15 protein-coding genes are annotated in these 19335 nt (G+C 56.2%); 6 read left to right on the top strand and 9 right to left on the bottom strand.

Features of this window, described 5'->3' with window-relative positions:
* Positions 1 to 38: 38 nt before the first annotated feature.
* Positions 39 to 1394: an NADP-specific glutamate dehydrogenase gene (gdhA, locus tag ACZ5FM_RS19495; protein WP_250984538.1), complete on the bottom strand. Its 1356-nt coding sequence runs from the start codon at positions 1392 to 1394 to the stop codon at positions 39 to 41.
* A 785-nt stretch (positions 1395 to 2179) separates the two neighbouring features.
* Here gdhA and ACZ5FM_RS19500 point away from each other — a divergent pair.
* Positions 2180 to 4609, top strand: coding sequence for a glucose/quinate/shikimate family membrane-bound PQQ-dependent dehydrogenase (locus ACZ5FM_RS19500; protein WP_275643205.1), 2430 nt, complete (start codon positions 2180 to 2182; stop codon positions 4607 to 4609).
* Positions 4610 to 4661: 52 nt separating this feature from the next.
* On the opposite strand, the gene ACZ5FM_RS19505 is transcribed toward ACZ5FM_RS19500, so the two are convergent.
* Complete coding sequence (locus tag ACZ5FM_RS19505; protein WP_464040992.1) at positions 4662 to 5330, bottom strand: TetR/AcrR family transcriptional regulator; 669 nt, start codon at positions 5328 to 5330, stop codon at positions 4662 to 4664.
* Between the two features lie 430 nt (positions 5331 to 5760).
* Here ACZ5FM_RS19505 and ACZ5FM_RS19510 point away from each other — a divergent pair, with 430 nt between their 5' ends.
* The 5 genes from ACZ5FM_RS19510 to ACZ5FM_RS19530 all read left to right on the top strand — a co-directional run bounded on the left by ACZ5FM_RS19510 (position 5761) and on the right by ACZ5FM_RS19530 (position 12177).
* A complete protein-coding gene (locus ACZ5FM_RS19510) occupies positions 5761 to 7014 on the top strand; it encodes an ABC transporter substrate-binding protein (protein WP_464040993.1) in 1254 nt (417 codons plus the stop codon).
* 65 nt (positions 7015 to 7079) lie between these two features.
* The gene (locus ACZ5FM_RS19515; protein ID WP_192489695.1) at positions 7080 to 7961 is read left to right on the top strand and encodes a carbohydrate ABC transporter permease; all 882 of its coding nucleotides are present in this window, start codon (positions 7080 to 7082) and stop codon (positions 7959 to 7961) included.
* 4 nt (positions 7962 to 7965) lie between these two features.
* Positions 7966 to 8817 (top strand): carbohydrate ABC transporter permease, encoded by an 852-nt coding sequence (locus ACZ5FM_RS19520; RefSeq protein WP_312949626.1) that lies wholly within the window; start codon positions 7966 to 7968, stop codon positions 8815 to 8817.
* A 59-nt stretch (positions 8818 to 8876) separates the two neighbouring features.
* Complete coding sequence (locus ACZ5FM_RS19525) at positions 8877 to 10016, top strand: ABC transporter ATP-binding protein (protein ID WP_464041059.1); 1140 nt, start codon at positions 8877 to 8879, stop codon at positions 10014 to 10016.
* Positions 10017 to 10038: 22 nt separating this feature from the next.
* Positions 10039 to 12177 (top strand): beta-galactosidase, encoded by a 2139-nt coding sequence (locus tag ACZ5FM_RS19530; RefSeq protein WP_464040994.1) that lies wholly within the window; start codon positions 10039 to 10041, stop codon positions 12175 to 12177.
* A gap of 93 nt (positions 12178 to 12270) precedes the next feature.
* Here the strand turns inward: ACZ5FM_RS19530 and ACZ5FM_RS19535 are convergent, their stop codons facing one another.
* From ACZ5FM_RS19535 to ACZ5FM_RS19565, 7 genes are all read right to left on the bottom strand, one after another.
* Positions 12271 to 13371: an ROK family transcriptional regulator gene (locus tag ACZ5FM_RS19535; RefSeq protein ID WP_464040995.1), complete on the bottom strand. Its 1101-nt coding sequence runs from the start codon at positions 13369 to 13371 to the stop codon at positions 12271 to 12273.
* 298 nt (positions 13372 to 13669) lie between these two features.
* Positions 13670 to 14560 carry a MurR/RpiR family transcriptional regulator gene (locus ACZ5FM_RS19540; protein WP_250984545.1) on the bottom strand — a complete coding sequence of 297 codons (891 nt, stop codon included), beginning with the start codon at positions 14558 to 14560 and terminating at the stop codon, positions 13670 to 13672.
* A gap of 37 nt (positions 14561 to 14597) precedes the next feature.
* The gene (locus ACZ5FM_RS19545) at positions 14598 to 15398 is read right to left on the bottom strand and encodes an ABC transporter ATP-binding protein (RefSeq protein ID WP_259148824.1); all 801 of its coding nucleotides are present in this window, start codon (positions 15396 to 15398) and stop codon (positions 14598 to 14600) included.
* Entirely contained in the window at positions 15391 to 16407 is a 1017-nt protein-coding gene (locus tag ACZ5FM_RS19550) for a FecCD family ABC transporter permease (RefSeq protein WP_259148825.1), read from the bottom strand. Before ACZ5FM_RS19550 ends, ACZ5FM_RS19545 begins: the two co-directional genes overlap by 8 nt.
* The gene (locus ACZ5FM_RS19555) at positions 16404 to 17456 is read right to left on the bottom strand and encodes a FecCD family ABC transporter permease (protein WP_464040997.1); all 1053 of its coding nucleotides are present in this window, start codon (positions 17454 to 17456) and stop codon (positions 16404 to 16406) included. Before ACZ5FM_RS19555 ends, ACZ5FM_RS19550 begins: the two co-directional genes overlap by 4 nt.
* Positions 17446 to 18381, bottom strand: a complete 936-nt coding sequence (locus tag ACZ5FM_RS19560; RefSeq protein WP_464040998.1) for an ABC transporter substrate-binding protein — start codon at positions 18379 to 18381, stop codon at positions 17446 to 17448. The genes ACZ5FM_RS19555 and ACZ5FM_RS19560 overlap by 11 nt, the downstream gene beginning before the upstream one ends.
* 210 nt (positions 18382 to 18591) lie before the next feature.
* Positions 18592 to 19314 (bottom strand): SDR family oxidoreductase, encoded by a 723-nt coding sequence (locus ACZ5FM_RS19565; RefSeq protein WP_464040999.1) that lies wholly within the window; start codon positions 19312 to 19314, stop codon positions 18592 to 18594.
* Positions 19315 to 19335: the final 21 nt, after the last annotated feature.

Consider the following 19335-nt stretch of genomic DNA (forward strand, 5'->3'; position numbering starts at 1 on the left):
AAAAACGCCGGAGCCGTTCAATAGGCTAAATCTACACTTTAGATCACGCCGTGCGCCCGCATGGCTTCTGCCACGCGAATAAAGCCGGCGATGTTGGCGCCAAGCACGTAATTGTCTTTCGCGCCATATTCTTCAGCTGTTTCTGCACAGCGGTCATGAATGCCCTGCATGATTTGGCCAAGACGCTCGCGGGCAGTCTCGAAGCTCCAGCTGTCACGGCTGGCGTTCTGCTGCATTTCCAGTGCCGAGGTGGCAACGCCGCCAGCATTAGCCGCTTTGCCCGGTCCGAAAAGAATGCCTGCCTCCTGAAACGCGCGAACTGCATCCGGCGTCGACGGCATGTTGGCGCCTTCCGCGACGGCAATCACACCATTGGCAATCAGGGTCTTTGCATCGCGACCGGATAATTCGTTTTGCGTGGCGCAAGGTAGCGCAACGTCACAAGGCACGTCCCAGATCGAGCCACTGCCGGATGCAATGAAATGGACGCCCTTGGACTTGACGCGGGCATATTCAGACATGCGTTCACGGCGGACTTCCTTGATCTCCTTGACGAGGTCAAGATCGATGCCTTCTTCGTCAATGATGTAGCCGCTGCTGTCAGAGCAAGCGACGACGGTTGCACCATAGCTGATAGCCTGTTCCATGGCATAAATCGCCACATTGCCGGAACCGGAAACGGTAACCTTCTTGCCTTCGAAGTCGGTGCCTTTTCTTTCCAGCATGGCGCGTGTGAAATAGACGGCGCCGTAGCCGGTCGCTTCCTTGCGCACCAGAGAGCCGCCATAGCTCAGGCCCTTGCCGGTGAAGACGCCTGCCTCAAAGCGGTTGGTCAGGCGCTTGTACTGGCCAAACATCCAGCCGATTTCGCGGCCGCTGACACCAATATCGCCAGCAGGCACATCGGTGTGTTCGCCGAGATGACGATAAAGTTCGGTCATGAAGGATTGGCAAAAGCGCATGATTTCGCCTTCGGAACGACCCTTCGGATCAAAGTCCGAACCACCTTTGCCGCCGCCGATCGGCAAGCCGGTCAAGGCGTTCTTGAAGATCTGTTCGAAGCCAAGGAACTTGATGATACCGAGATTGACGGAAGGGTGGAAACGGAGTCCGCCCTTATAAGGACCGAGTGCCGAATTAAACTGCACGCGGAAGCCACGGTTGATCTGTACCTGACCCTTGTCATCAACCCATGGCACGCGGAAAATGATCTGACGTTCCGGTTCGCAGATGCGCTCGATCAGGGCATCGGCGAGGTAGCCGGGATGTTTGGAGACGACGAGGCCGAGGCTTTCCAGCACTTCGCGGGTGGCCTGATGGAACTCCGGCTCCGCAGGATTGCGCTGCAGGACCTGGGCTAGAATGGGTTCAAGTTTCTCGTCGACGGTCGCCATGGCGACACTCCTTTCATCATCAATAAGAAGGCATGAGGGCCGCCGGTTTTCAGTCGGCAAACCCGCTGGGACAGTGCTCTCGCACGGTGCCGGATGCATCGCCCGTCATCCGTGCCTGGTGGCTAGCGGCGGGAGTTAGTGCAGATCGGCTCAGATGCACGACGTTGTGCATCTGACGGTGTTTTGAACTGAATGCAGGCAAATTGCCGCTGTTGTGGGCAAAATGGAGGGGTGGCGCCAAAATGAGTCTGATTCCAAAAGCGGCAAATGATCAATTGATAGGCTTATCGATTTAATTTTTGCGCCTTACAAGGACGGAAGTCCTCATTTCGGTACTCGCGTTAGATTTGAGTTATGCCTTGTCCGCAATCAGCGGGTTGTAGCTAAAGGGCTTGCGTCCAGCCGGTAGCCTTACCGGTGCTCCTATTAATCTCACGATGCAAATATTCTGGCGGCATCCGCTCAAAAGGTCTTTCAGTAATTGTTGATGTAAAAATGTACGAACAAGTACGTATGTGGTTGCAAAACAGATGCCAGCGGCACTATACCGCAGTCTCGGGAAGAAATTCCCTTCGCTGTCGTGCGTGGGAGGGCATGGTGGTAATATAAGAAAGTCCTTGCAGAGGGCGCTCCCTGAATTGCTGGTCATCTGGACCAGCCAAGATGTCGGCGCCCGTTCGAAAGCAGTGTGGTGACCGTAATTGAATGTGATCTCCGCTTCTGCTTCCGTCGCTGTGGGCTTTGACTGTCGACTCTGTCGAATCCACAATTGGAGCTAGAGATAAATGAAAGCCTCTAAAGGCATCCTGTCCCCGATAGCCAGGTTATGGCTATTCGTGCTTGGCGCCGTTCTCATTCTCGCCGGTCTGTTCTTTGCCGCTGCTGGCGGCAAGCTGGTGTCGCTGGGCGGTAGCTGGTACTTTCTGATTTCCGGCATTGCCATCGTCGTTGCCGGTTTGCTCGTCATGATGCGCAAGCCCGCTGGCGCACTTCTTTTCTGCCTGGTTACAGCGGCTACGGTTGTCTGGGCGTTGCTGGATGTCGGCCTTGAATTCTGGCCGCTGATCTCGCGTTTGCTGGCCTTTGGCGTTGGTGCGACCGTGGTCGTGCTCAGCGTGCCGTTGTTGCGCAAGGCTTCCGGAAAGACACCGGCCTATCTGCCGTCTTTTGCCATCGCGGCGCTTCTGGCGGTTGTCTCAGGAGCCGGATTTGCTGGCATGTTCGTGCCGCATCCGACCGTTGCGTTTAACGGTACCGTTGCGCCTTTGACGCCAGTTGATCCGGCCAAGGAGCAGAAGAACTGGGAGGCCTACGGCAACACGACCGGTGGCTCGCGCTTTGCAGCGCTTGACCAGATTACTCGCGATAACGTCAAGGATTTGACCGTTGCCTGGACCTACCAGACCGGTGATACGCCCATCAGCCCCGGTGGCGGTGGTGCGGAAGACCAGTTGACACCCTTGCAGGTTGGTGACCGCGTCTTCTTGTGCACACCGCATAACAACGTCATCGCTATCGATGCGGACACGGGCAAGGAAATCTGGAAAAACGAGATCAATGCCAAGTCGTCCGTGTGGATGCGCTGCCGTGGTCTTGCCTATTTCGATGCGACCCGTCCGCTTGAGCAGCCAACCGTTGATGGCTCGACGCCGGTCACAGCAGCCACAGTTCCGGAAGGTGCTCTTTGCCAGCGCCGCCTGCTGATGAACTCCATCAATGCCGAGCTTTTTGCAATTGATGCCGACACCGGCGCATTTTGCCCTGATTTTGGCACCAACGGCCGCGTCGATCTGAAGATTGGTATGGGCGATGCCCCTGATCCGCAATATGTGCTGACATCAGCGCCGACGCTTGCTGGTACCACTGTTGTTGTCGGCGGTCGTATTGCCGACAACGTTCAGGTCGATATGCCGGGCGGCGTCATGCGCGGTTTCGATGTGATCACTGGCGAATTGCGTTGGGCATTTGACCCGGGCAATCCTGAAATCACCAAGCTACCTCCAGAAGGTCAGACCTATACACGTTCGACACCGAATGTTTGGGCCGCAATGTCCTATGATGCAGCATCGAACACTGTATTTTTGCCGGTTGGTAGCCCATCAGTTGACCTCTACGGTGCGACGCGTACGGACCTTGACCACAAATACGGTGCTTCGATGCTGGCGCTGGACGCCACCACAGGTCGCGAGAAGTGGGTCTATCAGACCGTTCATAACGATCTCTGGGACTTTGACGTGCCAATGCAGCCGTCATTCTTCGACTTCAAGAAGGCTGATGGATCGACTGTTCCGGCCCTGACCTTCGGGACCAAGGCTGGCCAGATCTGGGTGCTCGATCGTGCGAACGGTCAACCTCTGACGGAAGTCGCCGACGTGCCGGTCAAACCAGGTAAAATCCCGAACGAACCTTATGCTCCGACACAAAAACTATCGGTTGGCATGCCGCAGATCGGTGCGCAGACGTTGACGGAAAGCGACATGTGGGGTGCGACGCCATTTGACCAGCTGTTGTGCCGCATTGCCTTCAAGGGCATGCGTTATGATGGCGTCTACACCGTTCCGGGAACAGATCTGGCGCTGAATTTCCCAGGCTCGCTTGGTGGCATGAATTGGGGCGGTTTCTCCACCGATCCGACGACAAACACCATATTTGTCAACGACATGCGCCTTGGTCTGTGGATTCAGATGAAGGAAGCCGCACCAAGCACTGCCGTCAACAGCGGTTCGGAAGCGACCAATACCGTCATGGGCCTCGTGCCGATGCGCGGTACACCTTACGCGGTCGACAAGAACCGTTTCCTGTCGGCGCTCGGTATTCCGTGCCAGGCCCCTCCCTATGGTTCGCTGACTGCCATCGACATGGACAGTCAGAAGATCAAGTGGCAGGTGCCGCTCGGTACGGTTGAAGATACCGGCCCTATGGGTATCAAGATGGGTCTTCCAATCCCGATCGGTATGCCGACCATTGGTGGCTCGCTGGCCACGCAGGGCGGTCTGGTATTCTTTGCCGCCACCCAGGACTACTATCTGCGCGCATTTGACAGTGCGACAGGCAAGGAAATCTGGAAGGCCCGTATGCCGGTTGGAAGCCAGGGTACGCCGATGACCTACAAGTCGCCGAAGACTGGCAAGCAGTACATTGTCATCTCGGCCGGTGGTGCACGTCAGTCGCCTGATCGCGGCGACTATGTGATCGCCTACGCGCTGCCAAACTAAGCCGTCAGGTACATTTCCTGGAAAAAAATGCCCGGCCATGCGCCGGGCATTTTTATGGAGCAGCCCACTGGCTGCCGGAACAGTCCGTGGTGACATAGGCCAATACGGAATCGACCACCATCTGTCTGTGCCGCTGGTAGATATCGGGTACGGAGAGGTCGCACTGGAAGAGTGTGCCGAATGTATGTTTGTTGGTAACGCGGAAAAAACACTGTGAACTGATCAACATGTGCAGATCAAGCGGTTCGATATCGCGGCGAAACACACCCGTTTTGCGCCCACGGGTGATGATATCTTCCAATGTTTTAAGCACGGGCGGGCCCGCATCCCCGATCGCCTTCGATTGCTTCAGATGCATGGCCTGGTGGATATTTTCATTCATTACCAGACGCACAAAACCGGGGTTGGCCTCATCGTGGTCGAATGTGTGTTCAATCAATTTTTTCAGGGCTTCAACAGGAGAGAGTGCCTCAAGGTTCAATTCTCTCTCAAATGTCCGGGCCTGAATATAGGCCTTCTCCAAAACCGCAAGATAAAGGCCGGTTTTGCCACCGAAGTAATAATAGATCATCCGCTTGGATGTCTTGGTGCGTTCGGCTATCGCATCAACCCGCCCGCCGGCCAGTCCCAGAGCGGCAAATTCTTCCGTGGCCGCTGCCAGAATGTCTTCCTTGGTTTTGTCGGGATCATTCTTTCGCATCTCGCGCTTTGGACTTCGCATTTAAGGTCAGCTTTCTTCGCATCTAAACTGGAACATCCGCTGGTAGGTCCATTTGGTATAAAATGCGAGTGGAAATAAGGCCAGTCGATCCCGGCTGGGCTGCCTGTGGTCATCTCTGCATCCTCTGTATCGCCGGTAAATCCTATATGGCATTTCCTGGTTCTGTCCTTTTCAGGACTGCCGGATGTGTCTGTCTAGTGGTTGAGTGCAGCTGTGAATTGTATGGTCCTAAAGCCTTCAATTCCCTGAGCAGCAGTGAATGTTAGCAATCCCGATGGGCTTATATTTTGGTTTGTCCCGACCGCTGACTTCGATGTGAAAAACCGGAAGTTCAATCATTAATTTATTAAACTAACCATTGACGAGCGATAGGTGTTCGCCTAGTGATACCGCTGAGATCGGGAGCTCTCGTTTGTTTTAGGAGGACAACATGACCACGATTCTGAAGCCGACCCGCCGCCGTTTTGTACAGCTGACAGGTGCCGTTTTGGCATCCAGCGCGCTGTCAGCACCTGCTATAGCGCAGGAAAAACAGCTAACGATCATTTCCAACCGCGGCAACGCCGGTCAGCGCAAAGCGCTTGAAACGATTGCAGCTGAATTTGGCAAGGCTGTCGGTGCAAATGTCACCGTCAATAACATGGATCACGAGGCGCATAAGACCGCGATCCGCAACTATCTCGTGGCAAGCCCGCCGGATATCTGCTTCTGGTTCTCCGGCAGCCGTATGCGTGGTTTTGTGCAGAAGGGGTTGTTCGAGGACGTTTCCGATCTCGTAGAGAAGGAAAATTATGCGGATGTGCTGGGCGGTACGCTCGGTTCCGTTACCGTTGATGGCAAACAATATGGTTTGCCGACAGGCGGTATCCTCTGGGGTCTGTTCTACCGTCAGGATACGTTTGACCAGCACGGTCTGACCGTTCCAAAGACATTCGATGACTTCTTTACCTTGGCTGAACAGTCCAAGAAGGCTGGCATCATTCCCATGAGCATGGGCACCAAGGATCAGTGGCCTTGCGGCGGGTGGTTCGACCACATGAACCTGCGTATCAATGGTCTTGAGCATCACATGGATCTGATGAACGGCAAGGTGAAATACACCGATGCATCGCTCAAGGATGTTTTCGACAAGTGGGAAGCGTTGATCAAGGCTGATTTCTTCACGCCAAACGGTTCGTCCTACGAGTGGGATCCTGCCGCGGCCAGCCTGGTGCAGAAAAAGTCCGCGATGATGGATCTCGGCAACTTTATCAAATATGCGTTCCCGGCCGAAGATCTGCAGCATGTGCGTTTTGCGCCTTTCCCGACGATCAATCCGGGCATGGACCAGTTCGAGGACTTCTCGGTGGATTCGATCCACATGCCGTCGGGTTCGAAGAACAAGGAACTGGCACGTGAATTCCTGGCTTACTTCTACAAGCCGGAAAACCTGAGTGCTTACCTTGCGCCGGAAGGCAATGTGCCTGCCCGCAGCGACTGCACGATCGGTGACGATCCGATCCTGAAAATGGCAGTCGCTGAGCTGAAAAACGTCAAGGGCACTTCGCAGTATTACGACCGCGACAGCGATCCCGATCTTGCGCAGGCCGGCCTCAAGGGCTTCCAGGAGTTCATGGCAAAGCCTGAGCGTCGCGAGCAAATCCTGACGCAGATCGAGCGTACCCGCCAGCGCATCCACGGCTGATCGCCGCTTCGTTTCAAAAGGAGGTGGGCTTGTTCCACCTCCGATCATTTCCATAGGATATGCCCATGTCTCTTTGGTGGCGCAGCCATCGTAACTGGCTGACACCCGCGCTGTTGCTTGCGCCGGGCCTGATACTTTTCCTCGTTGTCATCATTGCCTCGTCGCTTGAGACGTTCCGTATCTCGTTTTACGACTGGGACGGGATGGGCCCGAAGACATGGGTTGGTCTTGGCAACTACCGTGAACTGTTCGACGATCCGCAGTTCTATGTATCGCTGAAGAACAACACGATCTGGCTGATCACGTTCCTGCTGGCGCCGCCCGCCGGTCTGGCGATCGCGCTTCTGGTCAATCAGAAAATTGCTGGCATGCGATTTATCAAATCGCTGTTCTTCATGCCGCTGGTGCTGGCAACCGTCACGGTTGGTGTGATTTTCGGATGGTTCTACGATCCGACCTTCGGTTTGCTGGCCATCATCTACCACGCATTCGGTGCGGAGGCGCCAGCGCTTCTTTCCGATGAAAACCTTGTGACCTTTGCTGTTGTTGGCGCTGCCCTGTGGCCACAGATCGCCTTTTGTATGGTGCTGTTTCTGGCCGGTCTCAACAATCTCGATGAGGAATTGATCGGTGCTGGCCGTGTTGATGGCGCGAAAGGCTGGCAGATGCTGCGCCATATCGTTCTGCCGCAGCTCAGCCAAGTTGCCTTTATCGCCGTTGCCATCACCGTTGTCGGTGCCCTGCGGTCGTTCGATGCGATCTCGGTGATGACCGCCGGCGGTCCGTTCGGTTCCTCCATGGTGCTAGCCTACCAGATGTATGATCAGTCGATCTTCTCGTACCGTTTCGGTTATGGGGCTGCGATTGCCACCATCCTGTTCCTCATCATGTCCATATTCATTGCCTGGTATCTGCGCGGGCTGATCAAATCCGAAAAGAGGAGCTGATCCGATGTATCCTCGTCCCATACCCGAGAACAAAAAACTAGCCCGCTTTGGATATATGGCTGGCGTTTCGCTGGTGCTTGTCCTGTGGCTGTTGCCATTGTTTGCCGTCATCATGACGTCCTTCCGGTCGTTTGATGACGTAATGGCCGGAAACTACTGGGGCTGGCCCAGCAAGTTCAATCTCGTCGAGAACTATGTCGCGGTCTTCGAACAGACCAAGATGACCCGTTATTTCATGAACAGCCTGATCATTACGGTGCCCTCGGTCATCATGGTTCTGGTGTTCTCGACGCTGACCGGTTTTGTGCTGTCGCGCTATCGTTTTCGGGGTTCGATGGTGATCTTTGCGATCTTTGTCGGCGGTAATTTCCTGCCGCAGCAGATCATGATGATTCCGATCCGCGACCTGATGGTTTCGATCGGCCTCTACGATACCTTCTATGCGCTGATCCTGTTCCACGTTGCCTTCCAGACCGGCTTTGCCACACTGTTCATGCGCAACTTCATTGCCGCCTTACCGGACGAACTGTTCCAGGCGGCACGTGCCGAGGGTGCGTCACCCTGGCAGACACTGATCCACATTGTCGTGCCCCTTGTCCGCCCTGCGCTCGCAGCACTTGCCATTCTCGCCTTCACCTTCATCTGGAATGACTATTTCTGGGCGCTGGTGCTGACGCAGAGTGATGTCGTCAAACCGGTTACTGCCGGTCTCTCCAACCTCAAGGGTGAATGGGTTTCTGCCTGGAACATTGTTTCGGCCGCCACGATCTTCGTCGCGATCCCGCCGGTCATCATGTTCTTCCTGATGCAGAAGCACTTCATTTCGGGCCTCACCATGGGAGCGGTCAAAGGATGACTGTTGCCGCCCAGAACCCGACGCCCACCAACCAGACGAACAATAAGGACAAGATCGGCATGAAAAGCGTCGAACTTACCAATGTCGAAAAGCACTATAGTGGTTTCCACGCGCTGAAGGACATCAACCTTACGATTGAGAAGGGCGAGTTTATCGTGATGGTCGGTCCATCCGGCTGCGGTAAGTCCACGCTGCTCAAGACCATTGCCGGTCTTGAATCCGTGACCTCTGGCACGCTGACGATCAATGGTCGTGATGTGACTAAGGAAGAGCCGGGCGATCGTGGCATAGCCATGGTGTTTCAGTCCTACGCGCTCTATCCGCACATGACGGTTGGCGAAAACATGGGGTTCGGCCTGAAGATGGCAAAACGGCCAAAGGCCGAGATTGATGCCGCCGTAAAGCGTGCTGCCGAAATCCTGCGTATTACCGAACAGCTTGATAAGCGGCCAAAGCAGCTGTCCGGCGGCCAGCGCCAGCGCGTAGCGATCGGGCGGGCTATTACGCGTTCTCCGGAGGTATTCCTGTTTGACGAACCGCTGTCCAATCTGGATGCGGCACTGCGCACGCAAATGCGCGTGGAACTGTCGACGCTGCATGCCGAGCTTGGCTCAACGATGATTTACGTCACCCACGATCAGGTCGAGGCGATGACGATGGCCAGTCGGATCGTGGTGCTGAATAAGGGGGCAATCGAACAGGTTGGTTCGCCGCTTGAGCTCTATGCCAACCCGATCAACCATTTTGTCGCCGGCTTCCTCGGTGCGCCGCGCATGAATTTCTTTGAAGGTCGTGTCGTGACCGTTTCGGGCAACCGCGTCAGCGTCACTGTCGAGGGACTACCGGAATTGCAATTTGCCGATATCGCCGACGTGAAACTTTCTGTCGGCGACAAGGTCATGGTTGGCGTGCGTCCGGAACGGTTGAAAACCGGAGAGCAGACCGGTGACGCCAGTTTCGAGGCGAAAATCCGCCTGATCGAACATCTTGGCCGCGAGACAATCCTTCACGTTGACGGCGGTCCTGTGGTCACCACCGGCTCCGACACGGGCACCCAGAACATTACTGTTCAATTGGGTGATGTCGTTGCCTTTTCCAACGGTCAGTCGGTGAAGGTCAGCTTCGACCTCTCGGACGCTTACCTCTTCGGGCCTGACGGCAAAACGATCACTCCTGCGAAAGCCGCCACCCGCACTTAATTTAATTTGGAGTTTTGAAGATATGAAACGGTCCAATCCAGCGCCGCTTTCGGCTTGGCGCACGCTTAACCTTGACGATTTTTTGCTTGGCGTGCCGCATTATCCTGAGCATGTCGATGAAAGCTACTGGCAGCGTGATGCCGAGCGGATGAAGGAACTCGGTTTCAACACGGTGCGTATGGGCGAATTTGCCTGGCACATATGGGAACCCTTTGAGGACAAGTTCGACTTTGACCTGTTCGACCGGGCGATTGAGGTGCTCGGCAAGGCTGGCATCAACACCGTGCTCTGCACACCAACGGCGACACCACCGCGTTGGTTGACACATAACTATCCTGAAGTGCTGCGTGTTGACCGCAACGGCCGTCGGGCAAGCCATGGCTCGCGCCAGCATTGCGACACGACCAGCCCTGTGCTGCGTCACCACAGCCGCCGCATTACCAAGGCAATGGCCGAACATTATAAGGACAATCCCTATGTTATCGGCTGGCAGACAGACAATGAGCTGAACACCACGGTGTCGGAATCGTTCTCGGATTCTGCCGCACTCGCGTTCCGTAATTTTCTGCGTCACAAATATCAGACGATCGATGATTTGAACTTCGCCTGGGGCGGCCATTTCTGGGCCACTGCCTATGACAATTTCGATCAGGTCGTGTTGCCAATGCCGATGGCACCATCCTATTTGAGCCCCGGCCACGTCCAGGACTATCACCGTTTCCTGGCTGTAGCGACCGCAACCTTCCAGCATGATCAGGTCAAGATCCTGCGTGAAACCAATTCCGACTGGTTCATCTTCCACAACCTCGGCAATCTCACCGATATCGATTTCCGTGGCCAGTTCGGTGAGGACCTCGACTTCATCGGTTTCGACATCTATCCGATGCTCTATGACGAGTTCCGCCGGACGGGCGGCCATGCCGCAACCCAGGCCCTGCAGATGGATTTGTGCCGCAGCTATTCCGGCAACTTCATCGTGCCGGAGCAGGCATCCGGTCTTGGCAGCCAGCCTGCCTTCACGACGATGACACCAGAGCCCGGCGAAATGCGCCGCATGGCACTGTCATCCGTGGCGCGTGGTGCAGATGGTCTGATGTTCTTCCGCTGGCGCCCGGCGCATTTTGGTGCGGAAATCTACTGGATGGGCATTCTCGACCACGATGACGTGCCACGTCGCCGTTATGAAGAGGCACGTCATTTCGCGTCGGACATCAACAAGATCAAGAGCAAGTTGCTGGGCACCAGTGTTCATATCGACATCGGCATTGCCGGCGCGGACTTCGACAACCAGGAAGCCCACAAGACTTATCCGATCGGCCTGCCGTCGCCGGTGGAAGATGCAGTTCATCTGCACCGCTTCGCCTACCAGAACGGTTATGCGACCGGCTTCGTCCATCCGGAAGACGACCTGTCTCGCCTGAAGGTGTATTACATTCCGCATTGGGTTATGTGGGATAATACCTGGACACCAAAATTGCGTGCCTTTGTTGAGGCGGGCGGTACGGTGATTGTTGGTGCGATGACCGGCACCCGGGATCGCAACAACCATATCATTCGCGAGCAGGCGCCGGGCGCACAGCTTGCCGAATTGACCGGTGTGAAGGTTGAAGAGTTCGGCCGTGTTGTGGCGGCTGGCGGGCAGGGTCTGTTCCAGCGCAATGCGCCTGATGCCGGCATGTATGTGCCGCCGCAGGTTCTGCCGTCTTCGTCGTCGGAACGGTCCTACAAGATGCAGATTGGCAACCGAGAGGCGACGGCCGAACATCTCTACGAGACCATCGAGATCGCTGATGATGTGAAGGTCTTGGGGTCCTGGTCCGATCGCAGCCTGGCTGGAAAACCCATGCTGACCGAACGCAAGGTCGGGCAGGGACGTGCGATCTATCTCGCAACCTATCTGACACCTGAGGTGGTTGAGCTTCTTGTATCGACTGTCATTGCACAGTCGGGTGCCGAGCCTCTGGTTGAAGATTTGCCATCCGGCGTCGAAGTATCGCTCCGCACGGCAGAAGATCGTCGCCTGCTTTTCGTCATCAACACGACAAGCGAAAGCCGCTCTTTCAAGGCACTGCCTGCTGGTCAGGATCTGTTGACGGATGCAGCCGTATCAGGCGCAACTGAACTGGCTGGCTACGGCTGCCTGGTGATTGAGCTCAGCTAAGTCTCCACCCTCCCAGGAGAGCGATGCTTGAGCTATCAAGACGTGCGGGGAACCTAGTTCCCCGCACGTTTTTGTATCTGCATAGCGGGCTGGTCAGACTGCTGTTTCGTCTGCGGCTACATCGACTTCGAAGTCGAACAGTCGTTGGGTCGCGAGCGCTGCTGCACCCGGGCTCCAGAAATTGTCGCGCTCATCCGCTAGTATGGGTGGCGCCTGCATAAAACAGTATTTTCCCAGCGTTTCCGTCATCGGGTCGAGCAGGAACGGCCCGAATGCGGTTGCCTCGCCACCTGCGATAACGATTTCCGGGTCAATCGTATTGATCTGGGCTGCAAGCTGGATGCCGATCTGCTCGCCTGCATCCTTGAGAATTGCACGTGTTTCGGCATCACCCTGTTTGGCAGCTTCCAGCATGTCAAAGCGGTCCTTGGCGGCAGGCAAGTCCTTGGTTTTGCGCCACCGGGCAACAATGGCGGGTTCGGAATAGGATGCCTGCAGACAGCCCCGTTGACCGCATTCGCAGAGCGGTCCTTCCAGATGCTGTTTGACATGCCCCAGTTTCCCGGCGTGGCCGTGCGCACCGCGCAGAACCACACCATCTGCCACGGTTGCAGAGCCAATACCGGCACCAATGGCGAGTGCGATAAATGTACCGACGTTGCGGCCAAGCCCGAAAAGGTGGTGAGCCAGCGCAAAGGCAATCGTGTCATCTTCCATCCATACGGGGATGCGCGATTTTGCAAATAGCTGCTCGGCGAAGTGTACATTGTTCCAGCCAAAACGATGGCTTTTCAGACAAATTCCGTTGCGATTGTCGATGATGCCGGGCATTGAAAAACCAATGCCTGTTACTGGGCCGATCCCTTTGGGCGCATTGGCAATCAGGTGTTTGATTGCCTGATGGGATGCCTCGACAATTGTCTCAGGACGGGTGTTGGAATAGTCAATCGCGTGAGACAGGATTGGTGTTGTCGAGAGGTTCGTCAGGATGCACTCAATCCTGTCGATGTTCATCTTGATGCCGATAGCCGCATGACCATCATAATTGATGGCCACTGGTGTCGGGCGTCGACCGCTGGCACCACGTGTCGTTTCCTGCTCGATGAGGTAGTTTTCCTTGACGAGATCGCCAACAACGAAGGTGACCGTAGCCCGGCTAAGTCCCGTCACATCAGCGATTTCGGCCCTGCTCAATGGACCTTCCCGGCGCAGCAAATTTAGGACAAGGCGCCGGTTCATCGCGCGCGAGGTTCGCTGATCAATCTTGAGCATGATATTCCAAGGTCACTGCTGCCGGGCAGCAAATAATTTACGGAGTTGATTCTGCAATCGGTCAAATAAATACCATAACCGGACAGATCACGCTGAAAAAACATAATTTTCTCAACCGTACATTGGTGTCGTGTCGTGACGATGGTGCGATCTGGTTGCGGGTAAAGTCGCCGCAGGTCTCGGGGCCGAAGGCCCAGCCAAGTATTGTAGAAAAACAGCTTTACTCGAATTTTGCACGTAATTGGTTGAGATTGTCATGCGTTGCGGTGGCGCGCGCCGTATTCCTTGCGGAGAACCGGAAGGTGAGGAGATCACCGATAACGGTTGCACCAATCAGCCAACTGGCCAATTTCGACGCCACAGCCATGGAATGCAGGGCAACTGTTACCTGATCGCGGAACAATTCATTGAGCTGAGTGCCGGACACCAGAACGGTTGAAACGCCAATCTTGCCAGCGTGCTCTATCAGCGCGGCGATATCCTTACGGCGGGTCGCGGCATGAAAAATCACCAGTGTATCGCCCTTGCGAAGGCCAATCATGCTGTTGGCAAGATCAAAGCCGCTGCTTGCAACGGTCTGCGTGACAAGGCCAGCACGCAACAGACCGGTGGCCAGATGGCGTGCTGGTTGTTCCGCCACGCCAATGCCGAGACACCAGACGGTTCCGGCATTTTCAAACAGTGTCACCGCCTGCTCGATAGCGCCAGGATCAAGCGCTTCGCGGGTTGCTTCCAGTATTTCGTGTGCGGCTGCGAAGATGGCATCGCGGGCCGCCAATGCGTCCGGCGCCACGGAATTGATCTTGTGGCCAAGACGTGTGCTGGGCGATGTGTGGGTGGCGATAGGCCGATTGATCAGGCGTTTCAGTTCCGGCAGGCCGGAAAAGCCCAGACGGCGGGCCGTGCGAATGACGGTGGCATCGCTGGTGTCGCTCGCGGCCGCAATCTCACCTGCGCTGCGAAATGCCAGATCGGCTGGCGCCAGCGTCAGCAGATAATCGGCGACGCGACGCTCGGTCCGTGTCAGCGTGCGCGCATTGGCATCGTAATGGCGGCGCAGAAGTGCCGAGGCTTGGGCAACGCCCGAATCTGTGTGCGAGGGGTCGGTCATTGGGTTTGCCTAACACAGTATGGGAATGCCGTCATTGTCAGGACACTGCGGCAAGTGGCAGGCAAAGTGGTGTGCCGTCACTTGGGTGAGGGATGACCATGGCCGCCACGCCAAACACGCTTTTTATCAGCTCTGCGGTCAGCAGTTCCTGCGGATTACCGGCAGCATGAATGCCACCGTCGGCAACCGCAATAATGTGATGGGCAAACTGAGCGGCATGATTGAGGTCATGTACCACCATGACAACGGTGCGCCCTTGCTGCTTGTTGAGTTGACGCAGCAGTTGCAGGACTTCCATCTGGTGCGCGATGTCGAGATAAGTTGTTGGTTCATCGAGCAGCAGAATGGGTGTTTCCTGCGCAAGTGCCATGGCGATCCAGGCGCGCTGGCGTTGACCGCCCGACAGACGGTGCAGCGGTTGGTTTGCCAGATTGGCCAGGCCTGCGTCGGCAAGAGCAGTATCGACCACCGCTTCATCATGGTCGCTGGAGCGCGCCAGTAGCGGCTTGTGCGGGTAACGACCGAAGCGGCACAGCTGGCGAACTGTCAGACCATCCGGTGCGACAGGATTTTGTGGCAACAGCGCCATGATGCGGGCAACAGCCTTGCGTGGGCTTTGAGTAATGTCCTTGCCATCCAGCAGGACCGTGCCACCAACAGGGTTCAGGACCTGTGCCAAGGTACGCAGCAATGTGGATTTACCGGAGCCGTTGGCACCAATCAGTGCCGTAATCTTTCCGTCCGGGATTGCCAGCGACACCTGATTGAGTACGGAGTTATTGCCATAACCGACGCTCAAGGTTGCAGCTTGTAAACGGTCCTGTTGGATATCAGCCACGACGGCGAGCCTCCCAAAGCAAGAGGAAGAAGAGATAGGGTCCACCGATCACCGAAGCGACAATGCCGGCCGGAATTTCATTTGGCAGTGCCACCAGTCGTCCGATCAAATCCGCCAACAGAAGTGCCAGTGCCCCGGTCAGTGCGGTGGCTGGAACGAGATGGCGGGCATGTGGTCCCACCATAAGCCGAGCGATATGGGGCGCCAGCAAACCCAAAAAGCCGATGCTGCCGACGCTTGCGACGGCGCCTGCCGTCAAGACCACTGCGGTCAAGACAAGGCTGGCGCGTAAAAGATTGGGTGAGATGCCAAGGCTTTTCAGCGTATCGTCACCGAAGGCAGAAATGTCGAGAACCATGGCGAGCAGAATAACCACGGGCAGGCAGGCGAGAAGCCAGAACGACAGCGATAGAATGTCGGAAATTGTGCTGCCGTAGACGCTGCCTGCCAGCCAGACCATGCTCTGGTCGATACCCCGTGGATAACGCACCATCAAAAACTGCATCATGGCTTGTGCCAGTGCGCCAAGCGAAACGCCGACGAGGGCCAGAGTGGTGACGCCACCGCCAAGGCCGCGACCGATCGCCAGCAGCAGGGCGGCAACGGCACCAGCGCCGATGATAACACCAACCGGCACGCTCCAGATGATCCAGGCTGGTGGTGCAAAAATCAGTGCCAGCATCGCGCCGAGACCCGCGCCCTTGGTGATGCCGACGACATCGGGCGAGGCAATCGGGTTTCGCAAAGCTACCTGTAAGAAAAGACCTGCCAATGCGAGTGCAGCACCGGAGAGAATGGCGACGATGACGCGGGGCAGCCGATATTGACCGATGATGAAGGCATCTGGTCCGCCGAAAAGACCCGCCAGCACTCGGTTGAGAGAAAGCGGGACGGCGCCAAGGGCCATACTGACCAAGGCAAGCAGAACGAGCAAAACCGCAAGGCCAACGCATACCAGCGTGGTGCGCAAGGGCTGAGATGTTGATGGATCAACCAGCGCTGCGTTCATTGATTGCGGTTTCTCCACGTGATCAGCAGAAATGCTGGTGCGCCAAGAATGGCAGTGACGATGCCAACCGGCAGTTCGGCCGGGTAAGTCGCGAGTTTGCCACCAAGATCGGCGCCGACAAGCAGCAGCGGACCTGCGACGGTGCTGAGGCTCAGTACGGTGCGCAAGTCTTCACCGACGAGGCTTCTGACGATGTGCGGCACCATCAGTCCGACAAAGCCGATAGGGCCGGCAACGGCGACGGATGAACCGGCGAGGACAACGATCAATATTGACGCAAGGCCACCAGTTCGCTGGGTATTCTGGCCAAGCGATTGGCCGGTGCTTGCATCCAGCGCCAGCAGACCGAAATGATGGCCGCCTACAATGGTGATGATGATACCGATGACTGTGAATGGCAGAATGATCAGAACCTTTGACCACTGGGCAGAGGTCACAGAACCCGCCAGCCAGTAGACAATGTCTGTGGATGCATTGTTGGCAATGAGCACAGCCTGCACAAGAGCGGCGAGCACCAGTTGCAGGGCCACGCCTGCGAGCGCCAGTTTCAGCGGCGTGATGGCGTTGGAAAGCGAGAGCACCCACATGATGAAGCCGATGGCCGCTGCGCCAGCAAAAGCCGGTAGCACCGTTGTTCCGCCGGAAAGTCCGGGGAATGCAATGACGCAAACGACAATCGCTAATGCTGCCCCACCATTGATCCCGAATGTCTGAGGTGAGGCGAGCGGGTTTCTGGTCAGTGCCTGGATCAATACACCGGCGACAGCCAGATTGGCGCCGACCAGTATGGCAAGCAACACGCGCGGCAGGCGAACATCCCAGATTAGCGCAGTTTCCACCGAACTATCAGGCTGGAACAGGGCGGCAAGCGATTGCTGGATGGTGAGGCCAGCGGCTCCCACCATAAGATTGCCGATAGCCACAATTGACAGCAATACCAGCAGAATACCAAACAGCCAGACCGGATGGCGGCGAAAAGCTCCGCTCCACCCGATCTTGGTGTTTTCATGGGCAGAAGGCCCCGTGGCCCTCTCTGCCTTATTGGACATTGGAAACCTTATTCAATACATCATTGGCAATCAGTTCCGCGGTGCGAAGATCGCGGAAACGGGCGTATTGATTACGGTTCACTTCAAAGACTAGATTATTCTTTTCGGCGGCAATGGCTTTCCAAGCGGAATTGTCCTGCACGCGGTCGAAAATGGTGCCGCCTGGATCGGTGGCAACAAGCAGAACATCGGGATTGACGGCAACGAGACGTTCCAGACCAACGCCACTTTCAACTGGCTTGTCTGCCTTGATGGCAGCTTCAACGCCGATGGCTGCAAAGATCGAGCCACTGAAGGAATCGGACGTGTGCAAAGACCAATTGTCGGCTGTGGCAACGGCAAGCATGAATTTGCGATCATTGCCGGCCGGGATTTTTGCGGCGATGGCGGCCATCTTTGCCTCATGGTTGGCAACGACCTTTTCACCCTTGGCCTTGTCACCGATAGCATCCGCGATCGTTATGACGGCATCCTTGATGTCCTTGTAACTGCCATCCCAGCTGTTGAGAACGATGGTTGGCGCGATGGCACTCAACTGTTCGTAGATTGCGCCATGGCGGCGTTCATCGGCAATGATGAGGTCCGGCTGCAGTGCGCTGATCAGTTCGAGGTTTGGTTCCAGGCGAGTCCCGACGGAGCTGTATTCGATCTTTTTACCGAGGTTCTGCTCGATGCGATCCGGCTGATTGTCATCGGTAATGCCAACAGGCGTCACTCCAAGCGAATCCAATGCCTGCACAAAGGAAAATTCCAGCACGACGATGCGAGCAGGGGTGCCCGCGATCTCGGTTTCACCCAGTTTGTGGGTGATGGTGCGCGTCTCCTGCGCCTGGACCGGTGTCGTCGTGAACGCAAACAATGTTGCTGCAAATGCTGCGCAGAGTGCGCGCAAAGTATGGTTGGAAAAGAGGCGAGTCAGGGTCATGTGTCTCTCTCGGCGGCGGGGCCGCGATGTCTCCAAGGCGATGCCACGGCGGCGTCACGTTGGCCTGACTACACATTTGTAGTTTTTATTTCAATATACTTTCTTCAAATGGTCATGTTTTAGGTCGGCGTAATCTACTGAGGGAGGTGACTTGGCCATAGTCCATACGATCCCTGATCTGCACGGACTATGGCACACTGATACAGTCGACTAGCGTAACGAATACCCACCGTCACTGAACAAAGTGCTGCCAGTCATGTTGGTGTTGTCGAGCAGGAACAGGGCTGCATGCGCCTGTTCGTCGACCGTTGCCGGGCGTTGAACGAGGCAAAGTTTGCTCCAGTATTCATAGGCCGGCCCGCGTATCCCCGGCGGTCGGTTGCGCCAAAGGTCGCTATCGGTGGTGCCAGGGGAAAGGCAGTTTACCCTGATCGGATTGAGTTCGATGGCAAGCCCGCGGGCCAGCCCTTCCAGCGCCGAATTGCAGGCGGCGTAGGCCGGTGCACCAATCGGACGGACCGAGGCAGCACCCGCCATGAGAACAACAGATGCATTTGGTGCCAGACGGGGAAGGGCAGCGTGAACAGCCCAGTATTGGCCCCAGAATTTTGCCTTGAACAGGTCTTCGCTGGTGGTGATGTCACCGTCTGTAAAGGAACCGGTCTGGTAAGACGCGGCCGGTGTAAAAAGGCCTGAAAGAATGGGCGCTTCTGCGAAAAAATCACGGAGCGACGTCTTGTCGGTAATCTCCACGGTGCGACCGGAAGCCCGGTCTCCCAATGTTGTAAGTGTCGTGGCAAGCCGCTCTGGCGACCGTCCGCCGAGAAAGACGTGATCGCCACGTTCAATGAGTTTGCGGGCGAGGGCCAGTCCGATGCCGGACGTACCCCCGATGATGGCGTAGGTTCGATGTGTGCTCATGAACGCAACCATATTCCACCTCACAAGCGTGGT

This window comes from Agrobacterium sp. 5Ca50 (genome assembly GCF_055381905.1).

What these genes read in the sequence shown, in the direction of transcription:
- ACZ5FM_RS19540 (WP_250984545.1), bottom strand. Translation starts at nt 14,560, where the DNA reads ATGACCGACCCCTCGCACACAGATTCGGGCGTTGCCCAAGCCTCGGCA.
- gdhA (WP_250984538.1), bottom strand. Translation starts at nt 1,394, where the DNA reads ATGGCGACCGTCGACGAGAAACTTGAACCCATTCTAGCCCAGGTCCTG.
- ACZ5FM_RS19525 (WP_464041059.1), top strand. Translation starts at nt 8,877, where the DNA reads ATGAAAAGCGTCGAACTTACCAATGTCGAAAAGCACTATAGTGGTTTC.
- ACZ5FM_RS19565 (WP_464040999.1), bottom strand. Translation starts at nt 19,314, where the DNA reads ATGGTTGCGTTCATGAGCACACATCGAACCTACGCCATCATCGGGGGT.
- ACZ5FM_RS19515 (WP_192489695.1), top strand. Translation starts at nt 7,080, where the DNA reads ATGTCTCTTTGGTGGCGCAGCCATCGTAACTGGCTGACACCCGCGCTG.
- ACZ5FM_RS19500 (WP_275643205.1), top strand. Translation starts at nt 2,180, where the DNA reads ATGAAAGCCTCTAAAGGCATCCTGTCCCCGATAGCCAGGTTATGGCTA.
- ACZ5FM_RS19555 (WP_464040997.1), bottom strand. Translation starts at nt 17,456, where the DNA reads ATGTCCAATAAGGCAGAGAGGGCCACGGGGCCTTCTGCCCATGAAAAC.
- ACZ5FM_RS19520 (WP_312949626.1), top strand. Translation starts at nt 7,966, where the DNA reads ATGTATCCTCGTCCCATACCCGAGAACAAAAAACTAGCCCGCTTTGGA.
- ACZ5FM_RS19530 (WP_464040994.1), top strand. Translation starts at nt 10,039, where the DNA reads ATGAAACGGTCCAATCCAGCGCCGCTTTCGGCTTGGCGCACGCTTAAC.
- ACZ5FM_RS19505 (WP_464040992.1), bottom strand. Translation starts at nt 5,330, where the DNA reads ATGCGAAGTCCAAAGCGCGAGATGCGAAAGAATGATCCCGACAAAACC.
- ACZ5FM_RS19560 (WP_464040998.1), bottom strand. Translation starts at nt 18,381, where the DNA reads ATGACCCTGACTCGCCTCTTTTCCAACCATACTTTGCGCGCACTCTGC.
- ACZ5FM_RS19510 (WP_464040993.1), top strand. Translation starts at nt 5,761, where the DNA reads ATGACCACGATTCTGAAGCCGACCCGCCGCCGTTTTGTACAGCTGACA.
- ACZ5FM_RS19550 (WP_259148825.1), bottom strand. Translation starts at nt 16,407, where the DNA reads ATGAACGCAGCGCTGGTTGATCCATCAACATCTCAGCCCTTGCGCACC.